The organism is Acinetobacter sp. ANC 3781 (assembly GCF_004331285.1).
GTDB lineage: Bacteria > Pseudomonadota > Gammaproteobacteria > Pseudomonadales > Moraxellaceae > Acinetobacter.
On record NZ_SJOH01000011.1, the window covers coordinates 61,514 to 77,253 of the forward strand.

11 protein-coding genes are annotated in these 15,740 nt (G+C 41.3%); all 11 read left to right on the top strand.

Translation table 11 applies throughout. The annotated features are described in order from the left end of the window. Window positions 1-246: 246 nt before the first annotated feature. The 11 genes from E0H89_RS09530 (at window position 247) to rdgB (ending at window position 15,578) form a co-directional block, all read left to right on the top strand. Complete coding sequence (locus E0H89_RS09530) at window positions 247-2,451, top strand: TonB-dependent receptor domain-containing protein (protein WP_131216474.1); 2,205 nt, start codon at window positions 247-249, stop codon at window positions 2,449-2,451. Between the two features lie 214 nt (window positions 2,452-2,665). Beyond that, window positions 2,666-4,933, top strand: a complete 2,268-nt coding sequence (locus tag E0H89_RS09535; RefSeq protein ID WP_131216476.1) for a TonB-dependent receptor — start codon at window positions 2,666-2,668, stop codon at window positions 4,931-4,933. Between the two features lie 107 nt (window positions 4,934-5,040). After that, window positions 5,041-5,724 (top strand): Fe2+-dependent dioxygenase, encoded by a 684-nt coding sequence (locus E0H89_RS09540; RefSeq protein ID WP_131216478.1) that lies wholly within the window; start codon window positions 5,041-5,043, stop codon window positions 5,722-5,724. A 367-nt stretch (window positions 5,725-6,091) separates the two neighbouring features. Further along, window positions 6,092-8,341, top strand: a complete 2,250-nt coding sequence (locus E0H89_RS09545; protein ID WP_131216480.1) for a catecholate siderophore receptor Fiu — start codon at window positions 6,092-6,094, stop codon at window positions 8,339-8,341. Between the two features lie 305 nt (window positions 8,342-8,646). After that, window positions 8,647-9,330, top strand: a complete 684-nt coding sequence (locus tag E0H89_RS09550; RefSeq protein WP_131216482.1) for a Fe2+-dependent dioxygenase — start codon at window positions 8,647-8,649, stop codon at window positions 9,328-9,330. After that, window positions 9,327-10,430, top strand: coding sequence for an alpha-hydroxy acid oxidase (locus E0H89_RS09555; protein ID WP_131216484.1), 1,104 nt, complete (start codon window positions 9,327-9,329; stop codon window positions 10,428-10,430). The genes E0H89_RS09550 and E0H89_RS09555 overlap by 4 nt, the downstream gene beginning before the upstream one ends. Before the next feature lie 268 nt (window positions 10,431-10,698). Next, a complete protein-coding gene (leuA, locus tag E0H89_RS09560) occupies window positions 10,699-12,396 on the top strand; it encodes a 2-isopropylmalate synthase (protein ID WP_131216486.1) in 1,698 nt (565 codons plus the stop codon). Window positions 12,397-12,497: 101 nt separating this feature from the next. Then, on the top strand, window positions 12,498-13,658 hold the full coding sequence (gene metX, locus E0H89_RS09565; RefSeq protein WP_131216488.1) for a homoserine O-succinyltransferase MetX: 1,161 nt from the start codon (window positions 12,498-12,500) through the stop codon (window positions 13,656-13,658). Beyond that, window positions 13,658-14,251 (top strand): methionine biosynthesis protein MetW, encoded by a 594-nt coding sequence (metW, locus tag E0H89_RS09570; protein ID WP_131216490.1) that lies wholly within the window; start codon window positions 13,658-13,660, stop codon window positions 14,249-14,251. The genes metX and metW overlap by 1 nt, the downstream gene beginning before the upstream one ends. Further along, on the top strand, window positions 14,248-14,835 hold the full coding sequence (locus E0H89_RS09575; RefSeq protein WP_131216492.1) for a tetratricopeptide repeat protein: 588 nt from the start codon (window positions 14,248-14,250) through the stop codon (window positions 14,833-14,835). Before metW ends, E0H89_RS09575 begins: the two co-directional genes overlap by 4 nt. 116 nt (window positions 14,836-14,951) lie before the next feature. After that, window positions 14,952-15,578, top strand: coding sequence for an RdgB/HAM1 family non-canonical purine NTP pyrophosphatase (gene rdgB, locus E0H89_RS09580; protein WP_131216494.1), 627 nt, complete (start codon window positions 14,952-14,954; stop codon window positions 15,576-15,578). Window positions 15,579-15,740 lie beyond the last annotated feature (162 nt).

The following is a 15,740-nucleotide window of genomic DNA, read 5'->3' on the forward strand; positions in this document are numbered from 1 at the left end:
TGAAAGTGCCATATTATATGACAACATTGGAAGATATACAAAACAGGATGAGTTAACCACTAATTTTGTGCTGTTCTACAATTAAATTTAAATTTTATGTAAAAAAACCTCCTATCTTTACTTCTTGTCGACACTTTTGTTTGTTTTTTATTGCAAATGATAAGCCTTATCATTAATATTACTGCGTTTGTTTTTATTTATTTTATTTTCAATTATTTATCTCGTCCATCTTTGGAATTCTATTTTATGAGTCAGTTCAACCTTCGTCCGCTTAGTCTTGCTATTCTAGGAATTACGTCTACTTCTATTTTTGCAAATACTGAAACCGCATCTGCTCCCCATCAACTTTCAACAATTGTGGTTTCAGCTACGGGCTATGAACAAAAAATAAAAGATGCGCCTGCTTCTATTACAGTGATCACTGCAGAAGATTTTAAAAATAAAAGAATTAATTCCATTGCAGATGCTTTGGTGGATGTGGAAGGTGTCGACATTAGCCCTACCGCAGGTAAAACTGGCGGGCTAAATATTCGTATTCGTGGTATGGATTCAGAATATACACTCGTTTTAATTGATGGACGCCGTCAAAATAGTACAGGTGATATCGCCCCAAATGGCTTTGGTGAATCCAATAACAGTTTTATACCTCCAATTTCAGCAATTGAACGAATTGAAGTGATTCGTGGACCTGCATCTACGCTTTATGGTTCCGATGCTATTGGTGGTGTAATCAATATTATTACTAAAAAAGTTTCACCTGAATGGACAGGTGCTGTCACCCTAGAAGGGACGCTTAACCCTAATTACTCTGACTTCGGTAATCAACGTGCTGTAGATGCTTTCGTATCTGGTCCTTTAATTCAAAATTTACTGGGTATTCAACTTCGTGGACGTAAAGCTGAACGAGACCAATCACATTTAACTCCAGATGCCAATTCAGATACTGAATTATCTCAAGGTAATAGTCCGACAAAGTCTGATTTGGAAACTATGGGGGTTCGTCTTACTTTGACCCCGACGGATCATCATGATATTTCTGCAGAATATGAACAGACTGAGCAATGGTATGACAACAGTAAAGGACAGCTCGGTACTTTAGGTGCAAATGGGGGCTATAACTCTTCACAAGAATATAATCGTGAAAAAATGATTCTTGCTCATACTTGGCGCAACAGCCTAGGAACACTGGAATCAAGTGTTAGCAACACTCAGACAGAAACAATTGGACGATTAATTCCTTCCCGAGCGCAAGGTGGCTCAACTGTGGTAACCCCGCGTCTTTTAGAAAGTGAAGATACAATTTTTGATACAAAATTTACCACGCAACATTTTGATGGACACAATGTTACGCTGGGCGGTCAATGGTGGGACGCGAGCATTAAAGATGGCTTACGTGTTAATAAAGAAGTTTCATTTGATCAGTTAGGTTTATTTGCAGAAGATACCTGGGCATTAACAGACAGCTTAGCTTTAACTCTGGGATTACGTTTCGACGATAATAGTACCTTTGGTGATTTTTGGACGCCCCGTGCTTATTTAGTCTGGAATACCAATGATAATTGGACACTCAAAGGTGGCTATTCAGAGGGTTACAAAGCACCACGTTTAGAACGCTTAACTAATGGTATTTATAATGTGAGTGGACAGGGTCGTACCCCATTATTTGGTAATCCGGAGTTGAAACCTGAAACCAGTAAAAATTTAGAGTTTGGGACTTATTTTAATAACAATTCTAATTTTGATGCCAATATCACGGCTTTTTACAGCCAGATTGAAGATAAAATTGTAAACGGAAATACCGAATTTAGTTGTAATACAAATACCACTACTACTTCAGACAGTAATTGGTCTAAAGCAGATTGTGAAGCCTATATGGCCTCTATTGGAACACCTTGGGGTATGGGCAACCATCCAACAAATGGACGACCTGACTCATGGAATGTAGTACGTCCAACTAATGCTGAAAAAGCTGAAGTATATGGGATAGAAACAGGTTTCAACTGGGAATTTGCACCCACTTGGAAGTTGGGTGTTAATTACACATGGACTGAAACTGAAATTAAAGATAGTACTTTAGGTAATCCGCCTCTTAACGATACACCAGAGCATATTGTAAATACCTCTTTAAAATGGCAGGCATCCGATCATCTTAACTTATGGGCACGTGGTGAATATCGTAGTGAAAGAGCGCGCTTTACTTTTACTTACGACAATTTAACTGCTGAGAATCAAAAGGTTTATAATGATTTAGGCGATTTTAAAGGCTATGCATTATTACATCTTGGATCTAATTTTAATGTGAATGACAATTGGGATATTGGTGTTGCCTTATATAATGTATTCGACAAAAATTTTACTGACTACGAGTTAGTCGACGGAAGTTATTACAATCGTTATAGCAATACTCAAGAAGGTCGCCGCGTCCAATTGAGCACCACCTTTAAATTCTAATATTCAAAATCCCCATAAAAAACCCTGTATAGACAGGGTTTTCCTATATAACAACATAATCAATTACTTAATCACAATTTGTTACATTATTTCATTTAATATCCCGTTTTAGTCTAACTTAAGAATCGTCAATTCCAATTCAACTTAATAGTGATAAAAAATAAGAATCATTATTATTCTCATACATTTTCACAGTACACATTTTGAGTTAGAAATGGCCTTCATTAAAACACGCAAAAAAATCGTATCTTCTGCGATTGTGTCATCACTTTCAGTCATGGCAGGGAATGCAATTGCACAAGATCAAGTTGCTCAACTTGATACTATCCGTACGCAAGCAGAAGCAGAACAAACACTAAAAGTAGATAAATCTGCGAATTCCAAGTTTGTGGCTCCGCTGCTCGATACGCCAAAATCAGTTTCTGTGATTTCTAAACAGCTGATTGCAGATACTCAAGTGACAACTTTAAGCGATGCTTTGCGTACTGTACCTGGTATTACTTTAGGTGCTGGTGAAGGTGGTAACCCAAATGGCGACCGTCCATTTATTCGTGGTTATAACTCTGAAAGTTCAATGTATGTCGATGGTGTGCGTAGCGCAACTTCGCAAAACCGTGAAATGTTTGCCGTAGAACAAGTGGAAGTTACTAAAGGTTCTGCATCTGCAATGGGTGGTGCAGGTACCACTGGCGGTAGCATTAACATGATTTCTAAAGTTGCGAAACAAGGTGACTTCCTAGAAGGTTCTGTTGGCGCAGGTACAGACAATTACCAACGTATTACTTTGGATGGCAACAAAGATTTTGGTAATGGTATTGCAGCCCGTGTTGCGGTATTGGGCCACAAAAATGAAAAAGCCGGTCAAGCCGATGGTGCTGAATATGCACGTGCTGGTATTGCGCCAAGTATTACTTTTGGTTTGGACACCCCTACTCGTGCAACTTTAAGCTATTACTACTTAAAATCTGACGATACTCCAGATTCGGGTGTTCCATATTGGACTTCAACTGGTCCTAATACTGGTGTAACAACTGGTAAACCATTAAATGCAAAACAAGGTATTTACTATGGTTGGTTGGATCGTGATTTCCAAAAACAAGAAAATCAGATTGGTACAATTAAGTTAGAACATGATCTAACTGATAATTTAACGATTAGTAATACAGCTGTTTATAGTAATTCGAAGAATGATTATATTTGGACACAACCAGATGACTCTAAAGGCAATATTGCAAATAATGAAGTGTGGCGTCGAGTAAATTCTCGTATTAGCGATACAAATACATTTACTGATCAACTTGCATTGACGGGTAAATTTAATACTGGTGCTCTTAAACATAGCTTTAATACGGGTGCAGAATACAGTAAACAAGAATCAGATAAAGGTAGCTATAACGTTACTTCTCGTACTGGCCAGCCTATTGGCGGTTCTGATGATGCTGCTACAACTAATGTTAATGAAAATGCTTGTGTTTTAGGTACGGGAGTAGCATCTAACGGTTGGTGTACGGATGCTTATAATCCTAACCCTCATGATCGCTTTAATGACATTATTACAGCGGCACCAAAAGCAAGTACAACAGAAACCGAAAGTACTTCTGTTTATTTGTTAGATAACATCGAATTAAATTCACAATGGTTATTAGACCTTGGTGTTCGTTGGGATAAATTTGAAACTGAACAAAACATTCATGCTTCGGGCAAAAAATATGTAAGTGACAGTGATTTCTTTAACTATCAAGCAGGTGTGACTTATAAACCATTAGAAAATGGTTCTATCTATGCAAGTTACGCAACTTCAGCCAACCCAGTTGGGGTGGATGCTGCTGATGGCTCAGAAGGAATTTCTGTTCCTGGACGTAATACTACCGAAGCACAAGCTGAAGCAATCAACAACCTCAAACCAGAGGAAGTTCGTACCATGGAACTTGGCACAAAGTGGGATTTATTTAATGATAAATTAAACTTAACAGCTGCTATTTTCCGTACTGAAAAAACAAATACACGAGCTACTGATACTGATGGTTTTACACGAAACATTGGCGAAACTCGTGTAGATGGTCTTGAGCTTGGTGCAAACGGTAACATTACTGATAAATGGGCAGTTTCTGCTGGTTATACCTATTTAGACAGTGAAATTATCGATGATGGTGCTGGTACTAATGATGGTAATCAAGTTCAAAATGTTGCGAAAAACTCAGCAACACTCTGGACAACTTACCAAGTATTACCACAATTAACTTTAGGTGCTGGTGCAACCGCTATGGACAAAGTCTATGGCGATGCTGCTAATACCAAATACGTTCCAGGTTACGTACGTTACGATGCCATGGCGCGTTATAACGTTAACAAAAATGTTGACCTGCAGTTGAACGTCAACAACCTGTCTGATGAACGCTATTTCACTAAAGCATATTCATCACATTATGCAACTGAAGCAGAAGGCCGTAGCGCAGTATTATCGCTAAACTTCAAATACTAAGTTCAATTAAAACCATAACTTAATTATGGATTTAATCTAAAATAGCCTCATAATAATGAGGCTATTTTTATAGCTAAAAAAATTCATTCTTCCAAAGGTGTATTGCCGTGATCCATCATATTCCTAATGTCCTGACTAAAGAACAAGTTCAATATTTTCGTGAAGAAATGAATAAAATTGAATGGGTCAATGGTAAAGTCACTGCGGGTACACTTTCAGCCACAGTCAAACAAAATCAACAGCTCCCGGAAGATCTTCCGCTAACCCATCATTTAAGTACGATTATCTTAGAGTCCTTAGGACAACATTCTTTATTCCTGTCTGCGGCCATTCCTTTAGACATCATTCCTCCCCTGTTTAACCGTTATGAAAATAATGAAGCCTTCGGTTTTCATGTCGACAATTCGATTCGTCGAATTCGTGGAACCAATGAACGCTTAAGAACAGATTTATCCTGTACAGTTTTTTTAAGTGAACCAGAAGAATATGAAGGTGGGGACTTAGTGATAGAAGACACCTATGGTTACCATGAAATTAAACTTCCTGCAGGCGATATGATTCTTTATCCATCGACCAGCTTACATGAAGTCACTCCGGTGACCTCCGGTTGTCGTATCGCTTCCTTCTTTTGGGTACAAAGCATGATTCGTGAAGATGCAGAACGTCACATGTTATTTAACCTAGACCAAACCATTCAAAACTTGCGTATGCAGTTGGGCGATCAACACCAAGAAGTGATCAAGTTGACCAATCTTTATCATAATTTAATGCGTAAATGGGCTGAACTTTAATTTTTATAGCGCAAAAAGAATAATAGGCTGCTGAAATCTTATCTTAGTCAGTCTAATTCATTACCTACAAACATTTGAATCTTTTATTATTTTAACTTTTAGTCAAATTCAACTTCAATAGTATCGTTTTTCCCTTTAAGCATGATTGCTTTATCTAATGAATAAGCTTGAATTAAGTCATATTTCCATCCATTTAAATGAAAATTCGACATTTATCACTATTGTTAATGATAATAATTATCATTAGAATTCGCATCAATTGTTACAGGCCATAACAATATCTCCACTTTTACTGCTATTTTTCCGATTTTAAAAAGTCGCAGGCAGTAATGGAATTCTGTCACAACGATATTAGGGATTACCTACCATGGCACAGATTAAAAGCCGTAAACACAATCGAAATGCTCAACTGGTTGCTTTAGCTGCATCTCTGCCCCTCATGGCTCATGCAGCAAATACACAAGATGTTACTCAGCTTCCAACCATTACAGTAAAGTCAGATGCGGAAAATAAATATAAAGCAGATAAAGTGAGTTCGCCTAAATATACTCAACCCTTGGTAGATACCCCGCAAACCGTTTCAGTCATTAAAAAAGAATTATTAAAAGAACAAGGTGCAACCTCTCTGGTTGAAGCCTTAAGAAATACGCCGGGAATTACCCTGCAGCTTGGTGAAAATGGTAATACCAGTGCCGGTGATGCTTTTCAAATGCGTGGTTTTTCCACTCAAACATCCACTTATGTCGACGGTATTCGTGATTTGGGTGCTGTTACTCGGGATGTATTTAATCTGGAACAGATTGAAGTAGTCAAAGGCCCTTCTGGCGCAGAAGCAGGACGCGGGTCGGCATCAGGTTATATTAACCTCGCCACAAAACTGCCTCATGCAGAAAATAGTCGTGAAGTTTCTGCCACTTATAATACTGCTGAACATGCCCGTCTCACTGCCGATATGAATCAAGTCATCAATGGCGGTACTGCTTTTCGTTTAAATGCGATGGGACAAGACGGCGGTGTGGAAGGCCGCGATTTTATTGAAAACAATAGCTGGGCCATTGCCCCTTCAATTGCTTTCGGTCTAGATAGCGATACCCGCCTATATCTCTATTCACAGCATATTCGTCAACGTAATATTCCGGATGGCGGTATTCCGACTGTCGGCATGAAAGGTTTTTATAATGCAGATTCCGCTTTAGCTTCAGCACCTAAAGTCAGCCGTGAAAATTATTATGGCCAAGCCAATGATCATGAAGATGTCGATGCAGACATGTACACGGCAAAAATTGAAAATGATCTGGCTGAAAACGTCAAACTGACCAACATCACCCGTTTGGGTAAAACCAGTATGAACCGTGTTTTAACCGGGATAAATACCGGCTCAGCCGGTTTAAGAACCAATGGTTCAACTGATCCTAAAGACTGGGAAGTTAACCGTTCACGTCAAGGTATCGATCAGGAAAATAAGATTCTGGCCAATCAAACGACTTTGAACCTGAATTTAACAACCGGTGCCATTGAACATGATGTGGTTGCAGGTTTGGAATTCTTAAAAGAACAGCAACACACAAAAACTATGGCTACGCAAATGCCGGGACAAACGACGGTAGCAACCTCTTGGGCCAATCTTTATAATCCAGATCGCAATGAAGCAATGCCCGGCCTGATGTATAACGGAGGCTATACCCAAGGTGAAACCGATACTGCCGCAGCGTATTTATTCGACACGCTTAAATTTGGTGAACGCTTCCAGCTGAATGGCGGAGTTCGTATCGACTATTACGACACCGAATATGATGCTTTGACCTTGCCATCGAGTAATAGCAGCTTGGTTCCATCCAGTTTTGCTGCACACGATACTTTGTTCAGCTGGAAACTGGGAAGCCTATTTAAACCTACTTCTAAAAGTAGCGTATATGCTTCTTATGCCAAATCCTTGACTCCTCCGGGAAGTGCCAACTTTAGCCTTTCAGCAGATGGACTTAATAGTGCTGCTGCAAAACCGCAAGAAACCCATCACTATGAAATTGGCACCAAGTGGGATCTGTTGAATGATCAACTGGCACTTAATGCTGCTGCTTATTACACTGAAAATGAAAACCAGTTTACCCAAGATGCAATTACCCAAGAATCCATTCAGCAAGGTAAAACAACCGTTAAAGGTGTAGAACTCAGTGCTGTAGGTAAAATCACCGATGCATGGAATGTCTCTGCCGGTGTTGCACACATGAAAACTGAACAAGAAGATCAGCTCAGCGTTAATGCAACCACCGGAGCAATTACCCGAACCAACAATGTGCGCTGGTCACCGGAATGGACAGCAAGTTTATGGTCTACCTATGACATTGCCGGCTTTAAACTGGGTCTAGGCGCGCGCTATGTCGATGAGCAAAAACGTCTAATCACTGACAGTACTGCAGCGGCGAATATGCCTAACATTCCGGGCTATGTGGTGTTTGATGCCATGGCAGGTTATAGCCTGAATAAAAATGCATCAGTGAATCTCAATGTTTACAACTTGGCAGATAAAGAATACATCAGTACTCTCAATAATGGTGGCGGCCGTGTGATATTGGGTCAACCACGCTCAGCAGCCCTGACCTTTAATTATAAATTTTAAGCAATTCGCTAAGCCTTAGCAGATTGAGTATAAATGTAGTGTGTTAGAGCCAGGGGCTGTTGACACTTCCTCTATGTTTGCGACGACGCATATTTTTAGCTGATATGAGGCATGGAGTAGGAAATTTAGTCATTCTAAATGACCACTTCATAACGATATAACAGCAAAAAATATGCTTGTCCCGTAGGGCTGTGGTTCTGCTCAATTTTAGCCTACAGCGCAAATCATTTATGAAGTATCAACAGACCCTATGCACTACATTATTTATTTTTGAGCCCACTCCATTCAAGGGATGCATAAAGCTGATGATGTTACATATTCCTGAAATTTTAACCAAACAGCAGATTATTGAATTACGCCAGCAACTGGATGTCAGCCATGCCTGGATTCAGGGTCAGCAGAGCGCAGGCTTTCAGGCCAAAAAAATAAAAAACAATCTGCAAATCGATGTGAACAGTATTATCTATCAATCCTTATCTCCCAAAATCTTGCAAGCCTTACAACGAAATGCTCAGGTCAAATCTGCGGCACTGCCCAAACACATACTCTCGCCTTTGTTTAACTGCTATCAGGATGCGGGCAATTATGGCAATCATGTCGATAGTGCGGTGCAATATTCAGATGCGACAGGACATGCAATTCGCACCGATGTTTCGATTACCCTGTTTTTATCTGAACCGGATGAATATGAAGGTGGTGAACTGATTATTGAAGACAATTATGGCAGCCATGAAGTAAAACTGGATGCAGGTGATGCCATTCTCTACCCTGCGACCAGTTTACATCGGGTTGAACCGGTGACTCATGGCAAACGGGTTGCAGCGTTCACCTGGTTACAAAGCATGGTGAAAGATGACTGGCAACGCAGTATGTTATTCAATCTGGATATGACCATTATGAAACTACGTCAAGACCTCGGCGATTCGGAAGAAATAATCAGTTTGACCAGTCATTATCATAATTTATTGCGCCAATGGGGTGATTTATGAAACCGGTGACACCGCTTGACCCATTCAGCCAAATTCCAGCACATTTGCAAACCCTTGCCGATTATGAACGGCAAGCAGAAAAACACCTTCCAGAAACTACCTGGCATTACTTGCAAGGCGGAGCGATGGATGAAGTCAGCGTTCAGGAAAACTTGGATCAGTTTAAAAAAATCCAGCTGATTCCCAGACATTTAAATGACCTGACTCAAGGCAATACTACCTGTGAAATTCTGGGTCAAACCTTTCCACATCCTATTTTTTTGGCACCGATTGGCCATCAACAGCTGTTTCACCCCGATGCTGAACTGGCGACGGCTTTAGCGGGTGAAGTACTACAGAGCAACCTGATTTTAAGTACTTTCAGCAATACCGATATGCGTAGCCTTAAAGCTGAAAATCCTTATAAATGGTTTCAACTCTACTGGCAGGGTGACTGTGAAAAATCTTTAGCCTTGGTTAAAATTGCAGAGCAGCACAACTTTAAAGCTTTGGTCATAACGATAGACTCACCGCATAGCGGTATTCGGGATCGTGAACGTCGGGTGTTTTTCCAGTTACCTGAAGGCATGCAACATCCGCATACGCCTACGCATATTCCCTTACCTGAAATTAGCGAAGATCAACATCCGGTGTTTAATGGTCTAATGCAGATTGCCCCGAGATGGGACGACATCCAATGGCTAATTAAAAACACCTCACTTCCGGTAATTTTAAAAGGTGTGGTTCATCCCCAAGATGCAGAAATGGCGATTCAATGCGGTGTTCAGGGACTCATTATATCCAATCATGGCGGGCGGGTCTTAGATAGCTGCATTTCACCCCTGACCGCCCTGCAGCATATTAAAGCAGTTGTGCCTAATGATTTCCCTTTAATTGTTGATGGTGGAATTCGTCGTGGAAGCGATGTATTTAAGGCGCTGGCTTTAGGTGCTTCAGCGGTCTGTATGGGTCGTCCCTATATTCATGGTTTAGCTGTTGCAGGTGCCTTAGGGGTTGCGCATGTGATTAAAATCTTGCAGGAAGAATTTGAGATAACCATGGCTTTAGCGGGAACGGCAACATTAAACCAGATCACTTCCGATTATATTTTTCAAAAATAGTTAATTTCAAGGAAAATATTCCCTATAAAGCTGCTGTAAACGCAAAAATAGAAAATTATTTCCGGAATAAGTGCACTAATATTTAGTTATAGATTTGCAAGATCTGCGCTTCAGCTAAATCATAAGAATGCCTTGGTTTTATTACAGCTTTCGACTAATGTCTTCCAGTGACAGACTTGTAAATTGCTAGAATAGACACAATCTATATTTGTAGTACGTTGCCGTTATCCACGACTTAAGCAATACATGCTACACAAGGAGTTACCTCATGATGTTGGCTGATCCAAGTAAAAAATACCGTCGCATGTATCAACGTGTAGACTTGCCAGACCGCCAATGGCCAAATAAAGAAATCAATCAAGCGCCTATTTGGATGAGCACCGACCTTCGTGACGGTAACCAAGCAATTTTCGAACCCATGGATATGGAACAGAAATTTAAAATGTTCCAGATGTTGGTGAAAATTGGCTTTAAGCATATTGAAATTGGTTTCCCTTCTGCATCACAAATTGACTTTGATTTCACGCGTAAATTGATTGAAGAAAATCATATTCCAGATGATGTGTATATTGAAGTTTTGGTTCAGGCGCGTGATCACTTGATTCAACGTACTTTTGAATCTTTGGAAGGTGCGAAACGTGCGATCGTACATATTTACAACTCCAATTCTCCGACTTTCCGTGAAAAAGTCTTGAATGTGGATGTTGCTGGCGCAAAACAGTTAGCGGTAAATGCTGCAACTAAAGTTAAAGAATATGCAGCGCAATACCCTGAAACTGAATGGGTGTTCCAATATAGTCCAGAATGTTTTACTGCAACCGAATTGGAAGTCGCCAAAGATGTCTGCGATGCGGTGACTGAAATCTGGGAAGCGTCACCAGACAATAAAGTGATCTTGAACTTGCCTGCAACGGTTGAAGTTTCCGGTCCTAACGTTTATGCCGACCAAATTGAATGGATGCACCGCAATATTCAGCGTCGTGACGGCGTAATCATTTCTGTGCACTGTCACAATGACCGTGGCTGTGGTATCGCCGCTTCTGAATTGGCGATTATGGCGGGTGCAGACCGTGTTGAAGGTTGTGTATTTGGGAACGGCGAACGTACCGGTAACGTGGACGTTGCAGCAATTGCCTTGAACATGTACACCCAGGGTGTGGCGCCAAACTTGGACTTCTCCAACATTAACGACATTATTGCCACAATTGAAGAATGTACCGGTTTACCAGTACATCCGCGTCATCCGTATGCAGGCGACTTGGTGTTCACCGCATTCTCTGGTTCGCATCAGGATGCGATCAAGAAAGGTTTCGAGTTCCAGAAAAACCAAGAAATGTGGGATATGCCTTACTTGCCAATTGACCCTAAAGATTTAGGTCGTGACTATGATGCGGTGATTCGAGTCAATTCACAGTCAGGTAAAGGCGGTATTTCTTACTTGTTAGAATCAAATTACAACGTGGTATTACCACGCCGTTTACAAATTGAATTCTCGCAAGCAGTTCAACAAGTAACAGATGAACAAGCCAAAGAAATTTCAGCACAAGAGATTTGGGCTTTGTTCAAACAGAATTATGTTGCAACTAAAGATGGACACTATTCTACCAAGAACTACAAATTGTCTGATGAAAATGGCAATCAAGTGATTGAGCTAGATATCGACATTAACGGTGAAACCCAGCAATTACGTGGTGAAGGTAACGGTCCGATTTCTGCCATCTTGAATGCATTACAATTGCCAATTGATGTGTTGAACTATGAAGAACGTAGCATTGGCTCAGGTGCGCATGCCAAAGCCTTGGCTTTAATTGAGCTTCAAGTGAAAGGTACCGGAAAATCCGCATTCGGTGCGGGTGTTCACGACAATATTGTGACTGCTTCAATCGAAGCGATCATTGCCTGCACCAACCGTTTAATCGAGCAAGGTGTACTCAGCACAGAACAGGTTGCTGTGGCTGCCGTATAAGTATTAGCAATAATATTTAGCACTAAAATGACTTTAGAAGGATACCCTCAAGTGGTATCCTTTTGTTTATACATCCTAAAGATTTAAGGCGAATTATTCCTGTGTCTTTTCCAACTGACTCAGTGGGTCTAGTTACCCCACAAAAGTTCTCATTCGAAGAGCCGTTAGAGCTTGAATGTGGTCGCATTCTCCCACGTTTCGAAATCATGGTTGAAACTTACGGTACGCTTAATGCAGATAAATCCAATGCGATTCTGATTTGCCATGCGTTGTCTGGGCATCATCATGCGGCAGGCTATCATCATGAAGATGATAAAAAGCCAGGCTGGTGGGATGCATGTATTGGTCCCGGCAAAGCGATTGATACTTCTAAATTTTTCGTGGTTGCCTTAAATAATATTGGGGGTTGCAGTGGCTCTACCGGTCCTATCTCGCCAAATCCTGAAAATGACAACCGCCCTTATGGTCCAGACTTTCCCTTGGTCACCGTTCGTGACTGGGTGAAAACCCAAGCCATGCTGTCTGACCGTTTAGGGATTGAGGTCTGGTATTCGGTAATTGGCGGATCACTCGGCGGTATGCAAGCTTTGCAATGGTCGGTGGATTATCCTGACCGTCTAAAAAATTGTGTGATTATTGCCAGTGCACCCAAACTGTCGGCACAGAATATTGCCTTTAATGAAGTCGCACGTCAGTCGATTTTATCGGACCCCGATTTCCATAACGGCCGCTATCTGGAAAATGACAGCTATCCCAAACGTGGTCTGATTCTGGCACGTATGGTCGGTCATATTACCTATTTATCTGAAGAAGCAATGAAACAGAAATTTGGCCGCGACTTGAAGTCGGGCAAGTTTATGTATGGTTTTGACGTGGAATTCCAGGTTGAAAGCTATTTGCGTTATCAAGGTGAACAGTTCAGCCGTAACTTTGATGCCAACACTTACCTGATTATGACCAAAGCGCTGGACTATTTTGATCCTGCACGTGAATATGAATTGTCTTTAACCAAGGCAATGGCCAATACCCAATGCCGTTTTCTGGTGGTTTCATTCACCACGGATTGGCGTTTTACCCCGCAGCGTTCACAAGAAATTGTGGATGCCCTCATCACCAATCATAAACCTGTCAGCTATGTCGATATTGATGCAGAACAAGGACATGACTCGTTCCTGTTCCCTATTCCGCTTTACGTTAAATCATTACGTGCATTTTTAGGTGGCGCAGAACACCTTGAAGCAACACCTCAGGAGACTGTGTAATGCGTATCGACCATCAATTGGCAGAAACATGGATTAAACCCGACTCAAGCGTACTCGATTTAGGTTGTGGTGATGGTGAACTGCTGGCGCATATGGGCAAAAAACACAATATTCGTGCCTATGGATTAGAAATTGATCAGGAAAAGATTGCAATTGCGGTCAGTCGAGGGTTAAATATTATCCAACAAGACTTGAACCTCGGTTTAAGCCGCTTTGCAGACCAGTCATTTGACTATGTTGTGATGGCACAGGCTTTGCAAGCAGTAGATGCACCAGACGTATTATTGCGTGATATGGTGCGTGTGGGGAAACAAGCGATTATTACCTTTCCAAACTTTGCTCATTGGAAGACGCGTTCTTTCTTGGCTTTGAAAGGAATGATGCCTGTTTCGGAAGCTTTACCGTATATGTGGTATAACACGCCTAATATCCACTTATGTACTTTCCGTGATTTTGAAGCACTGTGTGCTGAAAATGATATCCGGATTATTAATCGACTCGCCGTGAATGGGGATCAACAAGGTAGTTTACTCAGTAAACATGTCCCGAATCTGTTTGGTGAAGTCGCTATCTATCGAGTGAGCGCACTATGAAAAAAATATTACTAAGCACACTATTGGTTGGTTTTTTTAGCATTCAAGCCCATGCGGATTATGTTGCACCAGCACCGTCTATTTCCACTCAGGCAGCACAATATTCTGTTATGGATATTAATAGCCTGATTAAGGCGGCAAAATCTGGTCAAGCTGCTGCACAGTTTTATTTGGCAACCAAATATCAACTCGGCAAAGATATTCAAAAAGATATACAGCAAGCTTTTGCATGGTACAAAGCCGCTGCGGACCAAGGTCTGACTGCTGCCCAGTTGAATGTCGGTCGCATGCTAGCTGATGGGATGGGCACCAAAAAAGACGAAACTTTGGCGCGTAAATACTTTGAAAAAGCTGCAAGTCATGGTGACAACCGTGCCAGCTTTAATCTAGCAATGATGGAAGAGCAAAAGAAAAATTACGTGGGTGCATATCAATGGTATGAGCTGTCTACCCGTGATGGCATGCTCGATAACAAAGTGATTTCATTGTCTGAAGGCAAGAAGACAGCTTTGGCTGCCAACTTAACTCAAGAGCAAATTCGTATGGCGCGTGACCGTGCCGACAAATGGATTCAGGCTCAGTAATTTAGAAAATGTTTGCCTGACTCTAAACAGCACCTGCGGGTGCTTTTTTATTGGCTAAATTATTTAGCTAAGTTTGCTAAAATACGCACAATTATTTTCAAATAAAGATCGAGATCATGGCTTCTACAGATTGGTTATCCCAAGGCACACTGGTACTTGCAAGCAACAACAAAGGCAAAACTGCCGAATTTGAAAAACTTTTTGCTGAACTGAATCTACCTGTCGAAGTGGTTGCTCAGGGCAAACTCAACATTGAAGATGCAGTCGAGGACGGCTTAAGCTTTGTCGAAAATGCAATTATTAAAGCCCGTCATGCGGCTAAAATTTCAGGCAAACCGGCCATTGCCGATGATTCCGGGATTTGTGTACCGATCTTGGGCGGCGCCCCTGGAATCTTTTCTGCACGTTATGCCGGTGAACATGGCAATGATGCCGCGAATAATGAAAAACTGTTAGCGGACTTAAAACCGTTACGTAAAGACGGTCAAGTGATTGAAGGCATGTTTGTCTGCGTCCTTGCTCTAGTTCAACATGCAGAAGATCCGCTTCCACAAATTTTTCAGGGCATCTGGACAGGTGAAGTCCTGGAAAAAGCGCGTGGCGAAAATGGTTTTGGTTACGACCCGCTGTTCTGGTTACCTGAACTGGGTATTTCCAGTGCCGAGATGAGCAAGGAAGATAAAAATAAGATCAGCCATCGTGGTCAGGCGATGAAACTGTTTAAGGCGAGTTTGGAGAAGTAATTCTCGCTCTCAAAGAAAGCCCCCTCTCTTGCGCCATACTTGACTCAGGAGAGGAAATTTCAATTCTGGTTGAATAAATCCCTTTTTATCTGCCTCTAATAAAGGCAACAAAAGCCCCTCTTCAAAAAGATAGGGAATATATTGTGCAACAGGAGGATTCAG

Excerpts from the sequence above, each read along its gene's own strand:
- E0H89_RS09575 (WP_131216492.1), top strand. The coding sequence starts at position 14,248 with ATGAAAAAAATATTACTAAGCACACTATTGGTTGGTTTTTTTAGCATT.
- metW (WP_131216490.1), top strand. The coding sequence starts at position 13,658 with ATGCGTATCGACCATCAATTGGCAGAAACATGGATTAAACCCGACTCA.
- E0H89_RS09555 (WP_131216484.1), top strand. The coding sequence starts at position 9,327 with ATGAAACCGGTGACACCGCTTGACCCATTCAGCCAAATTCCAGCACAT.
- E0H89_RS09545 (WP_131216480.1), top strand. The coding sequence starts at position 6,092 with ATGGCACAGATTAAAAGCCGTAAACACAATCGAAATGCTCAACTGGTT.
- rdgB (WP_131216494.1), top strand. The coding sequence starts at position 14,952 with ATGGCTTCTACAGATTGGTTATCCCAAGGCACACTGGTACTTGCAAGC.
- E0H89_RS09550 (WP_131216482.1), top strand. The coding sequence starts at position 8,647 with ATGATGTTACATATTCCTGAAATTTTAACCAAACAGCAGATTATTGAA.
- E0H89_RS09535 (WP_131216476.1), top strand. The coding sequence starts at position 2,666 with ATGGCCTTCATTAAAACACGCAAAAAAATCGTATCTTCTGCGATTGTG.
- leuA (WP_131216486.1), top strand. The coding sequence starts at position 10,699 with ATGATGTTGGCTGATCCAAGTAAAAAATACCGTCGCATGTATCAACGT.
- E0H89_RS09530 (WP_131216474.1), top strand. The coding sequence starts at position 247 with ATGAGTCAGTTCAACCTTCGTCCGCTTAGTCTTGCTATTCTAGGAATT.